This window comes from Luteimicrobium subarcticum, assembly GCF_002798015.1.
In the GTDB taxonomy this organism is placed as follows: Bacteria; Actinomycetota; Actinomycetes; order Actinomycetales; family Cellulomonadaceae; genus Luteimicrobium; species Luteimicrobium subarcticum.
Genome location: NZ_PGTZ01000007.1, coordinates 74,678 through 88,157, shown reverse-complemented (window position 1 = coordinate 88,157; position 13,480 = coordinate 74,678). Strand labels below are relative to the sequence as shown.

General features: G+C 73.6%; 14 protein-coding genes. 7 read left to right on the top strand and 7 right to left on the bottom strand.

The window, feature by feature from the left end; translation table 11 throughout:
* Positions 1–16 precede the first annotated feature (16 nt).
* Positions 17–868 (top strand): CPBP family intramembrane glutamic endopeptidase, encoded by an 852-nt coding sequence (locus CLV34_RS05550; RefSeq protein WP_170044599.1) that lies wholly within the window; start codon positions 17–19, stop codon positions 866–868.
* Here CLV34_RS05550 and CLV34_RS05545 read toward each other — a convergent pair.
* On the bottom strand, positions 749–1,690 hold the full coding sequence (locus CLV34_RS05545) for an HdeD family acid-resistance protein (protein WP_170044597.1): 942 nt from the start codon (positions 1,688–1,690) through the stop codon (positions 749–751). The two genes, CLV34_RS05550 and CLV34_RS05545, sit on opposite strands and share 120 nt — an antisense overlap.
* 112 nt (positions 1,691–1,802) lie before the next feature.
* Between CLV34_RS05545 and CLV34_RS05540 the strand changes: the two genes are divergently transcribed.
* Positions 1,803–4,430, top strand: coding sequence for a lysylphosphatidylglycerol synthase transmembrane domain-containing protein (locus CLV34_RS05540; RefSeq protein WP_100349303.1), 2,628 nt, complete (start codon positions 1,803–1,805; stop codon positions 4,428–4,430).
* Between the two features lie 97 nt (positions 4,431–4,527).
* On the opposite strand, the gene CLV34_RS05535 is transcribed toward CLV34_RS05540, so the two are convergent.
* Positions 4,528–4,809, bottom strand: a complete 282-nt coding sequence (locus tag CLV34_RS05535; protein WP_100349302.1) for an HU family DNA-binding protein — start codon at positions 4,807–4,809, stop codon at positions 4,528–4,530.
* Positions 4,810–5,046: 237 nt separating this feature from the next.
* Here CLV34_RS05535 and CLV34_RS05530 point away from each other — a divergent pair, with 237 nt between their 5' ends.
* The 3 genes from CLV34_RS05530 to CLV34_RS05520 are packed head-to-tail and all read left to right on the top strand — an operon-like array spanning position 5,047 to position 7,791.
* A complete protein-coding gene (locus tag CLV34_RS05530; RefSeq protein ID WP_211289362.1) occupies positions 5,047–6,018 on the top strand; it encodes a metal ABC transporter solute-binding protein, Zn/Mn family in 972 nt (323 codons plus the stop codon).
* Positions 6,005–6,838, top strand: coding sequence for a metal ABC transporter ATP-binding protein (locus CLV34_RS05525; RefSeq protein WP_245859022.1), 834 nt, complete (start codon positions 6,005–6,007; stop codon positions 6,836–6,838). Before CLV34_RS05530 ends, CLV34_RS05525 begins: the two co-directional genes overlap by 14 nt.
* Complete coding sequence (locus tag CLV34_RS05520) at positions 6,838–7,791, top strand: metal ABC transporter permease (protein WP_100349300.1); 954 nt, start codon at positions 6,838–6,840, stop codon at positions 7,789–7,791. Before CLV34_RS05525 ends, CLV34_RS05520 begins: the two co-directional genes overlap by 1 nt.
* Before the next feature lie 116 nt (positions 7,792–7,907).
* On the opposite strand, the gene CLV34_RS05515 is transcribed toward CLV34_RS05520, so the two are convergent.
* From CLV34_RS05515 to CLV34_RS05505, 3 genes are all read right to left on the bottom strand, one after another.
* Positions 7,908–8,180, bottom strand: a complete 273-nt coding sequence (locus tag CLV34_RS05515) for a type B 50S ribosomal protein L31 (protein WP_100349299.1) — start codon at positions 8,178–8,180, stop codon at positions 7,908–7,910.
* Between the two features lie 12 nt (positions 8,181–8,192).
* Positions 8,193–8,363, bottom strand: a complete 171-nt coding sequence (gene rpmG, locus CLV34_RS05510) for a 50S ribosomal protein L33 (RefSeq protein ID WP_100349298.1) — start codon at positions 8,361–8,363, stop codon at positions 8,193–8,195.
* 114 nt (positions 8,364–8,477) lie between these two features.
* The gene (locus tag CLV34_RS05505; protein ID WP_100349297.1) at positions 8,478–9,698 is read right to left on the bottom strand and encodes an aminotransferase class I/II-fold pyridoxal phosphate-dependent enzyme; all 1,221 of its coding nucleotides are present in this window, start codon (positions 9,696–9,698) and stop codon (positions 8,478–8,480) included.
* Positions 9,699–9,761: 63 nt separating this feature from the next.
* On the opposite strand from CLV34_RS05505, the gene CLV34_RS05500 reads away from it, so the two are divergent.
* The gene (locus tag CLV34_RS05500; RefSeq protein WP_100349296.1) at positions 9,762–11,135 is read left to right on the top strand and encodes an L-serine ammonia-lyase; all 1,374 of its coding nucleotides are present in this window, start codon (positions 9,762–9,764) and stop codon (positions 11,133–11,135) included.
* Positions 11,136–11,153: 18 nt separating this feature from the next.
* Here CLV34_RS05500 and CLV34_RS05495 read toward each other — a convergent pair whose 3' ends face one another.
* Positions 11,154–11,843, bottom strand: coding sequence for a hypothetical protein (locus CLV34_RS05495; RefSeq protein WP_100349847.1), 690 nt, complete (start codon positions 11,841–11,843; stop codon positions 11,154–11,156).
* A gap of 144 nt (positions 11,844–11,987) precedes the next feature.
* Complete coding sequence (locus CLV34_RS05490) at positions 11,988–12,791, bottom strand: alpha/beta fold hydrolase (RefSeq protein WP_157803715.1); 804 nt, start codon at positions 12,789–12,791, stop codon at positions 11,988–11,990.
* Positions 12,792–13,061: 270 nt separating this feature from the next.
* Here CLV34_RS05490 and CLV34_RS05485 point away from each other — a divergent pair, with 270 nt between their 5' ends.
* On the top strand, positions 13,062–13,436 hold the full coding sequence (locus CLV34_RS05485) for a TraR/DksA family transcriptional regulator (RefSeq protein WP_100349294.1): 375 nt from the start codon (positions 13,062–13,064) through the stop codon (positions 13,434–13,436).
* The last annotated feature ends 44 nt before the right edge of the window (positions 13,437–13,480 follow it).

Genomic DNA, 13,480 nt, shown 5'->3' with positions numbered 1-13,480 from the left:
GTGCTATAACCGCACCATGACCGGCGACGACGCGACCCCCGCCCCTGAGCCCGCGCCGCCGACGCGCTCGGCCTCCGTCTCGTTCACGCCGAGGAGCTCGCTCCCCTCGATGCAGCCCCGCCGGATCGTCGGCGAGATCTGGATCGTCCTCGCCGCCAGCCTCGGCGCCTCGGCCGTCTACGCGGTCGTGTCGATCATCGCGAAGCTCAGCCAGGGACCGCTCAAGGGCCAGTCGACCGCGCTCAACGTCTCGCAGTCACCGCGCCCCTACCTCGACCTGACGTACCAGCTCCTCGGCATCGGGTTCGCGCTCGTGCCCGTCGTGCTGGCGCTGTATCTGCTGTCGAACCGCGGCCGGTCGTCCACCGCGGCCATCGGCCTCGACCTGCACCGGCCCGGGCCGGACCTCGGCTGGGGCGTCGCGCTCGCCGCCGCCGTCGGCATCCCCGGGCTCGCGTTCTACCTCGTCGGACGCGCCCTCGGCATCACCGTCGAGGTGCAGGCGTCGAACCTGAGCGGCTACTGGTGGACCGTCCCGGTGCTGATCCTCGCCGCGCTCCAGAACGGGCTGCTCGAAGAGGTGATCGTCGTCGGTTACCTGCACGAACGGCTCACCGACCTCGGCTGGGGCCGGTGGAGGTTCGTCGCGTCGAGCTCGGTGCTGCGCGGCAGCTACCACCTGTACCAGGGGTTCGGGCCGTTCCTCGGCAACGCCGCCATGGGCGTCCTGTTCACCTGGTTCTACACGTCACGCTGGGGACGTCGGCGTGTCGTGCCGCTCGTCGTCGCGCACACGATCCTCGACATCGTGTCGTTCGTCGGGTACGCGCTCCTCCCCCAGACCTGGAAGGACTCGCTCGGGCTCTGAGGTCTCGGGCTCTGAGGTCTCGGGTTCCGACGCCTCGGGCGCGACGACGGGCGCGGGTGCCGCGGGCTCGAGTGCCGGCTCCGCCGCGGGCTCCGTCGAGGGCTCCGGGGCAGGCGCCGGCCGCTGCGGCAGCACGACACCGCCCAGCACGGATCCCGTCCGACCGCGGGCGACCTCGTCCTCGTCGTCCCCGGCCCTCTCCCGCAGTGCACGCAGCTCGCGCGCCAGACCACGCGTCGCGAAGCCCGTCACGACGTACACCGCCCCGATCGCGAACGCGTAGAACGCGAAGACGAGGGTCGTGGTCGCGAGGTCGTCGTCGAGGTCCGACGAGCGCAGCAGGAGCAGCGTCCCGAACAGGAACCCGACGATCCCGGCCATGAGCTGCCACGACCACTCGAGGTCGCGCGCGCGGGCCAGCGAGCCTGCCGTCACCACGACCGTCACCCCGAGCGCGATGGCCCACGACGCGAACAGGTAGTACATCGACTGCTGCGACAGGTCCGGCCAGAACATCACGACGAGTGCGAACACGGCGTCCACGACCGCCTGCGCGAGCCACGCCTGCCAGGCCGGCTGCTTGCGGTGGGCGAGCCCCTGCCACGCGGCGAGCACCGCGTCCCCTGCGACGAACAACCCCACGACCCAGCGCAGGGTCCCGAAGTCCGTCGCGATCGGCTGGATCATCAGCAGGAGACCGAGGACCAGCAGGACGAACCCGCGCAGGATCGCGAGGAACCACACCGCGCGGAACCGCTTGACCGGCTTGGGCTCCTTCGATCGCTCCGTCGGTTCGTCCGTGCCCTGCACCGTCGTCATCATGAGCGTCCCCGTCCCTGACCCACCACCGTGACGGGGCCACCCCGCCACGAGGCCGACGCTGCTGCAGCCTTCCTGCCAGCCTAGGCCGACCTGCGCACCTACACTCGACGGCATGCCCGTGGCCACGCACGACCAGGTCGTCCGGGTCGTCGACACGCCCACGAGCCGCGTCCACCACCCGTCCGACGCCGTGGGCGCGATCGTCGCAGCGGTGGGCGTCGTCGTCACGTTCTTCCTCGCGGTCTACGCGCACGCGACGACCGCCGGCGTGGCCCAGGACGTCCAGGGCTTCTCGAACCTGCTCGCGCGCCTGCTCCTCGTGCCGGTCGCGGTGCTCGAGGGTCTCGTGACGATCTTCATCCCGATCGCGGTGCTCACCGAGCTCGCGCTGCGCCGGCTCGGACGGCAGATCCTCGAAGGGGTCGTCGCCGCGGGCCTCGCCCTGGGGCTCGCCCTGCTCGCCGAGGAGCTGATCCGGATCTGGGGCTCGGACGCCCTCGTCACGGGGTTCAGCGTCTGGGTGAGCGGCGACCTCACCGTCGTCATGCCGGCGTACGCGGCCGCGCTCGTCGGCATCCTCACGGTCGCCGGCCCGCGCACCCGGCGCCGCACGGTGAAGTGGTCGTGGAACCTGCTGTGGGTCGCGATCGGCGTGCTGCTCGTCACCGCGAAGGTGTCGCTGCCCGCGGAGATCGTGACGCTCCTCCTCGGGCGCATCGCCGGGCTCGCCGTCCGGTACGCGTCCGGGGTGCGCAGCGAGCGTGCGTACGGCGCCGACCTGGTCGACGGGGTGCGGCGGGCCGGGTTCGACCCCACGTACCTCGTCCGCGTCCGGGACCTCACGGACCCGGCGAGCGCGCTGCGCGAGCAGGTCACGAGCGTCGAGCGCGGCGAGGTCACGGGCGAGGTCGACGTCGCCGACCTGCGCACCGGCCAGCACCCCGTCGTCGTGCCGGACGCGCCACCCGGACGACCCGCGGAGGCGATCGCCGCCACCTGGGACGCGGCGTCCGTCGCGCTCACCCGCGCGGGCGACAACCGCGTCTACGCGCTGTTCACGCCCGACGGTCAGCGGCACGACGTCGTCGTGCTCGACGGGGACCGCCAGGTCGTCGGGTGGCTCTCCCGCTTCTGGCACTCCGTCCGGCTGCGCGGGCTCGAGACGCGGACGGCGATCTCGCTGCGCGCCGCGGCCGAGCGGGCCGCCCTGCTCACGTACGCGGCGCACGCGGCCGGCGTGCGCGGACCGCGGCTGCTCGGCATGTCCGAGGCCGAGGACTCCATGGTGCTCGTGCAGGAGCACGCCGCTCGGACCGTCTCGCTGCGTGACGCCGACGCCACGCTGCTGGGCGACGACGTGCTGGACGAGGCGTGGCGCCAGCTCCGCCTCGCCCACAACGCGGGCCTGACGCACCGCGCGCTCACCGTCGACGTCGTGCTCGTCGCGACCGGTCCGGACGACGCCGTGGAACGCGCCGGGACGGTCGGGCCGGGCGACGTGCCTACCGACGCGCCACGGGTGCTGCTCACCGGGTGGGAGCACGGCGAGGTCGCGTCGTCCACCCTCGCGCGGCGCCTCGACCTCGCCCAGCTGCTCGCGGTGCTCGCGATCCGCGTCGGGATCGAGCGCGCGGTCGAGTCCGCCGCCCGGGCGCTGGACGAGGACGAGCTCGAGTCCGTCGGCCCGGTCCTCCAGTCGATCGCCCTGCCGTCCACGACCCGCGAGGCGGTGCGTGCCGACAAGGAGCTCCTCAAGGGGCTGCGCGCCGCGCTCGTCGACCGCATGCCGGAGGCCACGGAGTTCGAGCCCGAGAACATCACGCGGTTCTCGGTCCGCACGATCCTCACGCTGACCCTGACCGTCGTCGCCGTGGTCGCCATCGTGACCACCGTCAACGCGGACGAGATCACGTCCGCCCTCGCGGACGCGAACCCCGTGTGGGCGGTGCTCACGTTCGTGCTGGGCGGGTTCTCGTGGCTCGGTGCGGCGATCACGCTCATGGCCTTCTCGCCGGCCCGGCTGCCGTTCCTGCGGACGCTGTGGACGCAGGTGGCCGGGTCGTTCGTCGCCATCGCCGCACCCGCCGGCATCGGGCCGGCCGCCCTCAACATGCGACTGCTCACCAAGCGCGGCGTGTCCACGTCCCTCGGGCTCGCGACCGTCGCCCTCGTGCAGCTCTCCCAGTTCGCCGTGACCATCGGGATCCTCGTCGTCCTGTCGCTCGCGACGGGCGACGGCGGCCTCGTGTCGGCACCGTCGACGACTGTCATGGTCGCGATCGGGGCGCTCGCGATGGTCGTGGCCGGCACCCTGCTCGTCCCGGCCGTCCGGCGCTGGGTGCTCGCCCGCGTCCGTCCGACGCTCGAGCAGGTGTGGCCGCGGCTGTCCGCCGTCCTGGGGCAGCCGCTGCGCCTCCTGTCCGGCCTGGCCGGCAGCTTCGTCCTGACGATGAGCTACGTCCTGGCGTTCTACACGGCGCTGCTCGCCTTCGGGCAGCACCTCGACCTCGTGGACGTCGCCGTCGTGTACCTCGTGGGGAACGCGGCCGGTGCGGCCGTCCCGACGCCGGGCGGCATCGGCGCGATCGAGGCCGCGCTCATCCTGGGCCTGACGACGGCGGGGGTGTCCGCGCCGATCGCGACGTCCGTGACCGTGCTGTTCCGCGTCGCGACCTACTGGCTGCGCATCCCCATCGGCTGGGTGTTCATGCGATGGCTGCAACGCCAGGGCGACCTGTAGCGCCCAGCGCCAGCGAGACCGTGGCAGGACGACGAAGGGCCGGACGCGGTGTGCGTCCGGCCCTTCGGGCCGCGCGCGGTGTGCGCGCGGCGGGGTCTCAGGCGGAGACGGCCTTCTTCAGGAGGCTGCCCGCGCTGATCTTCACGCCGTAGCCGGCGGGGATGGCGATCTCCTCGCCCGTGCGGGGGTTGCGGCCCGTGCGGGCGGCGCGCTCGACGCGCTCGACGGAGAGCAGGCCCGTCAGCTTGACGGCCTCGCCCTTGCCCAGCGACTCGATCAGCACGTCCTGGAGCGCGTTGATGGCGCTCTCGGCGTCGGCCTTCGAGATCTCGGCCTTGGCTGCGATGGCCGAGACGAGCTCGGACTTGTTGAGAGACATGCAATTCCCTTCGTCGGATGACGCCCGAGCGGGCGCCACAACGCCGCTTGGTCCGTCCGGGACGCCGGACGTCGGCCCAACTCTAGGGAATCCCTGCGACAGATGCGCATTCGACGGGCCGTCCGGGGGCGGAATCACGCGGATCCGGGGCGTGTCGAGCGACTTCCGGGCATGTGTGATCGCTCACGGGAGCGCCTCGGATTGCTTTTCGATAGCGATTCTCATTACGGTGTGGGGGTGAGATCGCGTCCGCCCCTCCCCGCCCCCCGCACCCGGCGCCGCACCCGGAGAGCCCTCACGCTCGCGTCCGGCGTGACCGCGGTGGCCGTCGCCGTCCTCGCGCTCGCCGCGTGCTCGACCGCCGACGACGGCGACGCCCGGGCCACGGGCGACTGCCCGACCACGCCCGTCGACGTGGTCGTCAGCGTCGACCAGTGGGGTGACATCGTCCGCCAGCTCGGCGGCGACTGCGCCGACGTCACCACGATCCTCGCGAGCTCGTCCGTCGACCCGCACGACTACGAGCCCAGCCCCAAGGACGGCGTCGCGTTCACCCACGCGGACGTCGTCGTCGTCAACGGCGTCGACTACGACGCCTGGGCGAGCAAGCTCGCCGCGTCCAGTGCCCAGGGCGCCGCCGTGGTGGACGCCGGGGACGTGGTCGGCGCCGCGGACGGCGACAACCCGCACCTCTGGTACTCGCCGACCTTCGTCACCCAGGTCGCCGACACCGTCACCGCGCAGCTCGAGACGTCCGCCCCCGCGGCGCGCGACGTCTTCGAGAAGAACCGCGCCGCGTTCGCCGCCTCGATGAAGCCCTACGACGACCTCGTCGCGGCCATCAAGGAACAGGCGGCCGACAAGACCTACGCTGCCACCGAGAGCGTCTTCGACTACACCGCCCAGGCCGTCGGCCTCAAGGACGTCACCCCCGCCGGGTACGCACGCGCCGCCGCCAACGAGACCGACCCGGCACCCGGCGACGTCAAGGCGTTCGACGACCTCCTGACGTCCCACGGCGCCGACGTGCTCGTCGTGAACACGCAGACCGAGGGCGCCCTCACCGACCAGGTGCGGGACGCCGCGAAGAGCGCCGGGGTGCCCGTCGTCGGCGTCACCGAGACGGTGGCGCCCGACGGCGCCACGTTCCAGGATTGGCAGGTGGCACAGCTCACCGCCCTCGCGAAGGCCCTCGGTGTCGACGCCTGACGCGGCGGCGCCCGCGGCCGCACCCGCCGCCGCGGCGCCCGGGACGCCTGCGGCAGACGACGTGCCCGCGCTCGTGTTCGACGACGTCGGCGTCGTCCTCGGCGGACGGCTCGTCTGGTCCGAAGGGACGTTCACCGTCCCGCAAGGGTCCGTCACCGCCGTCATCGGCTCCAACGGGTCCGGCAAGACCACCATGCTCAAGGTCATCCTCGGGCTCGTGCCCGTGTGCTCCGGGACCGTCACCGTGCTCGGCCACGCGCCCGGCGCCGGGAACGCCGACATCGGCTACGTCCCCCAGGACTACACAGCCCTGTCGGCTGACGCGATCCGCGCCCGCGACGCCGTGCTGCTCGGCCTCGTCGGGCACCGGTGGGCCCTGTCGCGCGTCACCGCCGCCGAGAAGGCGCAGGTCGAGCGGGCGCTCGCGTCCGTCGGCGCCACCGAGCTCGCCGACCGGCGCCTCTCCCAGCTCTCCGGCGGGCAGCGCCAACGCGTCGCCATCGCGCAGGCCATCGTGTCCGAGCCGCGGCTCGTCATCCTCGACGAACCCCTCGCGTCGCTCGACCTGCGCAACCAGCGCGAGATCGTCGAGCTGCTCGGCCGCATCAACGACGAGTACGGCGTGACGATCCTCGTCGTCGCGCACGACCTCAACCCCCTGCTCGCCGAGCTCGACGGCGCGATCTACCTGCTCGACGGCCACGCCCACCACGCGCCGTTGTCCGGCGTCGTCGACGAAGACCTGCTCAGCCACCTCTACGGCACGCGCATCCAGGTGGTGCGCACCCCGCAGGGCGAGATGTTCATGAGGAGCGTGTGATGCTCGGGACCGCACTGGGGAGCACCCTCGGGAGCACCGCGCTCGGGGCGGGCCTGCGCGCCACCGACCTGGTCGTCTACCAGCCCAACTGGTGGGAGATCCTCACCTCCCCGTTCATGCGCAACGCGCTGCTCGGCGGGACGATCGTGGCGCTCGCCGCCGGGCTCGTCGGGTACTTCGTCGTCGTGCGCAACAGCGCGTTCGCGGCGCACGCCCTCGCGCACATCGGGCTGCCCGGCGCGACCGGCGCCGTCCTGATCGGCGTGCCCGTCAGCCTCGGGCTCGGCGTCTTCGCCGTCGGCGGCGCGCTCGTCATCGGCGCCATGGGCAAGAAGGCCGCCGACCGCGAGATCGCCACCGGGACCGTGCTCGCGTTCGCGACCGGGCTCGGGCTCTACTTCGCGTCGCTGGCGACCAAGTCGTCGTCCACCATGACGAACGTCCTGTTCGGGAACCTCCTCGCCATCAGCGACGACCAGCTCGTCGGGTTCGCCGTCGTGCTCGTCGTCCTCGCCGCCGCCGTCGGGCTCATCTACCGGCCGCTGCTGTTCTCGTCCGTCGACGCGCAGGTCGCGGAGGCGCGCGGCGTGCCCGTCCGAGCCCTGTCCATCCTCTTCATGGCGCTGCTCGGGCTCGTCGTCACCATGGCCGTGCAGGTCGTCGGGACGCTCCTGCTGTTCGCGCTCGTCGTGACGCCCGCAGCCACCGCCATCCAGCTCACGCCACGGCCCCGGCGCGCCATGCTCGTGTCGACCGGGATCGGGCTCGTGTCCGTGTGGGTCGGGCTCGCGCTGTCCGCGATGCTCAACCTGCCGCCCAGCTTCGTCATCGTGACCATCGCGTGCGTGGTCTGGTTCGGCGTGTGGATGGGGGCCCGGTCCACCCACCGGGCCGTGCCCGTCGTCGTCGGGACGGACGAGCACGCCGGCGCACACCACGGGCACCTCGTCTGAGGCTCCCGGGGGAGTGCGGGGGTCGCCACGACACCGCGAGGCGCACGTTCCGTACCTCGTCCGAGCCGGACGAGGTACGGAACGTGCGCCTCGGCGGGAAGGGGCGCTCGGGAGCGTCAGGCCGTGCGGCCGTAGCGGCGGTTGAACTTCTCCACGCGACCGGCGGTGTCGACGACGCGCGCGGTGCCCGTGTAGAACGGGTGGCTCGCGGACGAGATCTCGACGTCCACGACGGGGTACGTGTTCCCGTCCGTCCACTCGACGGTCTTCGCCGGACGACCGGGGCCGCCGTCGTTGTCGGCGGAGAGGGTCGAGCGGGTCAGCATCTGGAAGTCGGCGGACGCGTCGCGGAACACGACCGAGCCGTACTCGGGGTGGTTGTTCTTCATGGTGGTTCCTCCTCAGCGCTCTTCGCGGAAGTCGACGTGCGTGCGCACGACGGGGTCGAACTTGCGCAGCACGAGCCGGTCGGGGTCGCTGCGCCGGTTCTTGCGGGTCACGTAGGTGAACCCGGTGCCGGCGGTCGAACGGAGCCTGACGACGGGTCGCAGGTCGGCGTGCTTGGTGGCCATGAGGGCCGCTCCTTCCACGGTGTTGCAGGTCGGCCCTCCGCGGCGTGATCACCGCTCATGAGAACCGTTCTCTACAACGCGTGGGGGCTCCCGGTATTCCCCACCGCCCGACGGTCAGCCGCGCGCGCCGGGGCGTTCGACCGTGTCCGTCATGCGCGCCACGGCCTCGGAGACGATCGACGGCGACGTCGCGAGGTTGAGCCGGACGAACCCCTCACCACCCGTCCCGAACGGCAGCCCGGAGTTGAGCGCCACCCGCCCCTCGTCCAGGAGCGCCGCCGCCGGGTCGTCGCCGAGCCCGAGCGCGCGGCAGTCCAGCCAGGCGAGGTACGTCGCGTGCCCGGCGTCGTAGCCGACCTCGGGCAGGTGCTCGGCCAGCAGGTCGGCGAGCAGCGCCCGCCGCCGCACCAGGGCGTCGAGCACGGCGTCGAGCCACTCTCCTCCGGTCTCGAGCGCCGCCGTCTGCGCGAGGACGCCCACGTGGTTCACGGCCTCGCGCGCGTTGAGGGGGACACGGTCCACCGCGTCGTCCGCCGCCGGTCCGGACAGCAGCAGCGCCGCACGCAGCCCCGCGAGGTTCCACGCCTTCGACGGCGACACGAGCGACAGCGCCCGCTCCCCGCCCGGCACGGTGAGCAGCGGCGTGAACACCGGGACGTCGTCGACGCCGGGACGCCCGGTGAGCGGCGCGTGGATCTCGTCCGCCAGCACCTGGACGCCGTGCCGGTCGGCCAGCGCACACAGCGCCGCCAGCTCGTCGGGCGCGTGCGCGACCCCCGTCGGGTTGTGCGGGTTCGCCAGGAGGTACAGCGCCGGACGACCCCCGGCCCGCGCCGCCGCGAACGCCGTGTCCAGCGCACCCCCGTCGGCGAGGTCGAGGCGCCCCGTCGCGGTGAGCGGCGCCTCGACGACCCGGCGCCCCACCGTCTCGACGAACTCGAAGAACGGCGGGTACACCGGCGGGCTCACCACGACCGCGCCGCCCTCGTCCGTCGTCGCCCGCACGACGTGCACGACGCCCGTCATGACGTCCGGCATGGTCCGCGCGCGGCCGACGTCGACCGTCCAGCCCCACCGGTCGGCCGCGTACGCGGCCCATGCCTCCGCGTACCGGGTTCCGGAGTCGTACCCGGTGTCGCCGACCTGCATCGCCCGCGCGACCGCGTCGACGACCCCCGGAGCGAGGACGGCGTCCATCTCCGCGACCCACAGCGGCAGCACGTCCGCGGGGTAGCGACGCCACTTGACGCTCGTGCGGCGGCGCAGGTCGTCGAGGGTCAGGGCGTCCAGCGGGTCGGGGACGGCGCGGGTCTCGAGAGCGTCGGCGGTGGGCACCCGTCGAGCCTACGGCCCGTCACATCGTCTCGGATGGTGGACGCGGGGACGTAGGCTCGACAGGTGACCGTGTACGTCTCCGCCCTCGAGCTGTTCTCCCTCGGCATCGGCCCGTCCAGCTCGCACACCGTCGGCCCGCTGCGCGCCGGACGCGCGTTCGTCGACGGCCTCGCCGCACGCGGGGAGCTCGACCGGGTCACCCGCATCGAGGCGGTCCTGTACGGCTCGCTCGGCGCGACCGGCCTCGGCCACGGCACCCCGGACGCCCTCGTCGCCGGTCTGCGCGGGCTCGACGCCGAGACGTGCGACCCCGACGACGTCCGCTCCTGCTGGGCCCGGCACGACGACGGTGCCCCGCTGCTCCTCGCCGGCCGGCACCCCGTCCCGTTCCGCCGCGACGACATCACCCTCGAGCCGCGCACCCGCCTCCCCGAGCACCCCAACGCCCTCACGCTGCGCGCCTACGCCGGCGGGCCGCTGCCGCTCGTCGAGGAGACGTGGCTGTCCGTCGGGGGCGGTTTCGTCCGGCGCCTCGGCGCCGAGCCGACGGACGCGCGCCCCGCGACCGCCCCGGCAGACGACCCGTACGCCTTCCGCAACGCCGCCGAGCTCCTCGCCCTGTGCCGCGCGCACGGCACGAGCCTGGCGGGCGTGGCACGCGAGGCGGAGCGCCGCCACCGTCCTGATGCGGAGACCGACGCCGGGCTCGACGCCGTGTGGGCCGCCATGCAGGAGTGCGTACGCCACGGGCTCGCGGGCTCGGGCGAGCTGCCGGGCGGGCTGCGCGTCCGGCGCCGCGCCGCGGGCCTGCGCGCACGCCTCGAGAGCACGCCCGACGGTCCCGGGGACGGCATCGACTGGCTGCACGCGTGGGCGCTCGCCGTGAACGAGGAGAACGCCGCCGGCGGACGCGTCGTCACCGCGCCGACGAACGGTGCCGCGGGCGTCCTGCCGGCCGTCCTGCACTACGCGTCGGAGTTCGTCGTCGGGATGACGCCCGAGCGGGTGCGCGAGTTCCTGCTCACCGCGACCGTCATCGGGTCGCTCGCCAAGGCCAACGCCTCGATCTCGGGCGCGGAGGGCGGATGCCAGGCCGAGGTGGGGTCCGCCTGCGCGATGGCCGCCGCCGGGCTCACCGCCGTCCTCGGGGGCACGCCCGAACAGGTGGAGAACGCCGCCGAGATCGCGCTCGAGCACCACCTCGGGCTCACGTGCGACCCGATCGCCGGGCTCGTCCAGGTGCCGTGCATCGAGCGGAACGCCGTCGCCGCGGCGACCGCCGTCTCCGCCGCACGCCTCGCGACGCACGGCGACGGCAGCCACGTCGTGTCCCTCGACGCCGTCATCGAGACGATGCGTCAGACCGGCCTCGACATGAGCGACAAGTACAAGGAGACGAGCGAGGGCGGCCTCGCCGTCAACGTCGTGGAGTGCTGAGCGCTCGAGCGCCGAGGATCAGACCTCGACGTTGACCGGACGCACGACCTCGCGCCACCGGTCCTCGGCCAGCGCCTCGACCTCGCCCGCGTCGGCCCACGCACGGCACCGGGTGATCGCCGCGTCGAGCATGGCGTGGAGGCGGGCGTCGGTGTCGGGCAGCGCTGACTCGGCGACCGCGAGCACGGCCGACCCGACGATGCTGGGCGCCGCGTCGCGCACGAACCGCGCCGGCTTCGCGACCGAACCGCGGCAGAACTCCTCCGCCCACGCGGCCGTCGCCGGGACCGACGCCAGCGCCTCGCGCGACGCCAGGCTGCGCGTCCCCGGGGCACGGTCGTCCATCTCGTCGAGGATGCGCTCGCACGCGATCACCGCGACCGCCAGCGTGCGCTGCCGGTACTCGGGGGCGCCGGGCAGGGCCTGCACCGCGGCGTCGAGCGCGATCCGGACGTCCCAGTGCGCGTCGTCCGAGCTCACGCCGATCACCGACGGGATGAGGAGGGCCAGACGCGGACGGCCGACGTCCGTCGTCAGGTCGTTGACCGCGCGCGCGAGCATCGCGAGCAGCGGGTGGGTACAGGCCGGGTGATCGCTCCAGCGCTCACCTGCGAGGTACGACGCGAGCTCCATGAAGCACGCGCCCTTGCGCGGGTTCCGGTGCTTACCGCGGCCGAGCATCGGCAGGACGTCAAACGTGGTCGACATGGGGACCACCCCCTCCACCGTCGGGTCGAGACCGGCTGCGCCGGCCCGGGGACGCGTGCACGTCCCTGTGCTGCTCACCCCAGTGTCGCCCCCTGTCCATCCCGACGCAACGGTGGAGCGTCGGGGTGGACCGCACGGAGCCTCTCAGGACCAGGACGTGGCGTCCCAGTGCTCCAGCAGGAGCTTCGCCGTCTCCTGTGGACGCTCCAGCGGTGCGAGCCGGAACACGCTCGGCACGACCTCGACCCGCGCGTCGGGCATGAGGGCGGCCGCCCGCTCCGCGTCGTCGGCCGTGAACGTCGGGTCGCTCCCGCCCGCGACCACCAGGGTGGGCGCGACCACCCGGGGGAGCAGGTCGGTGATGTCCTCTGCGCGGAGCAGCACGCTGCGGGCGGCCCGCGCGATCCCGATGCGGTCGCCAGCCAGGAAGGCGCGCGACGCGACCATCGCGGCGTCGAAGTCGTGCCGCCGTGCGCGCTCGCCCAGGAGCGCCGACATGGCGGCCTCGGTGATGGGGCCGACAGCGCCGAGCGCCCGGTACGGGACGGTGAGCGCCGACGCCGCCAGCCGCCACGCCCGCGGGAGGCGGTGCGGCGGTGCACTGAAGGTCGTCAGCGACCGCACGCGCTCGGGGTGGTCAGCGGCGAACACCGTGCCGACCCTGCCGCCCCAGGCGTTGCCCACCCAGTCCGCACGGTGCACACCGAGCGCGTCCAGCACGGCGAGGGCCGCGTCCGCGCAGTCCCGCAGGCCGAACCGGCGCGTCGGACGGTCGCTGACGCCGTGGCCGGGCCCGTCGATCATGAGCAGCGTGCGGTGCGACCCCAGCACGTTCTGGATGCGGCACCACTGCGCCGAGTCGACGAGGACGGAGTGCCACAGGACCGCGGGGTAGCCCGCCCCCACGATCGTGACACCGAGCTCACCCAGCGGTGTGCCGACCCGCACACCGCGACACTCCTGGGAATCCGTCACGCTGAGACCTGCCCGTCGTCGCTCTGGCGAGAACTTCGTCCTGACCGCGTCGCGCCGCCCCTGCGCGACTCCATTCTGTGGAGGAGAGCACCGTGGCAACAGATCGTGACGCGGCTTTTCGGCGCCGGACGCAGGTTTCACCCGGTCGCGTACCGGACGTGGCGGACACACCCGCCATGTCGCCCTGGCGGGACGACGGACGCAGACCCCCGCGCACACCTTTTCCGGGTGCAGGCTGGTCTGGTGCCCACCGACGACGACCGCATCCGCGACCGGCTCCTGGCGCTGCGCGCCGAGGCCGTCGACCAGGCCGCCGCGCGTGGCGCCGTCGTCGAGGACGTCACCGCCGCGCGACAGGACTCGAACGTCGACGACGAGCACGACCCCGAGGGCGTGACCCTCGCGGTCGACCGGGCGCAGGCGCTCGGGCTCGTCGCCGCAGCCCAGGCGCGCGTCGTCGAGGCGGACGCCGCGCTCGCCCGGCTCGACGCGGGGACGTACGGCGTCTGCGAGCGGTGCGGCCGGCCGGTCGGCGCCGACCGGTTGGCGGCGCACCCCACGGCGCGGCGGTGCGTCACGTGCCAGGAGGCGGTCGAGCGGGAGCAGGCCCGCGCCTGACGGCTGGGGGGCGGCTGGGAGTGACGGCTCGGGGTGACGGCTCG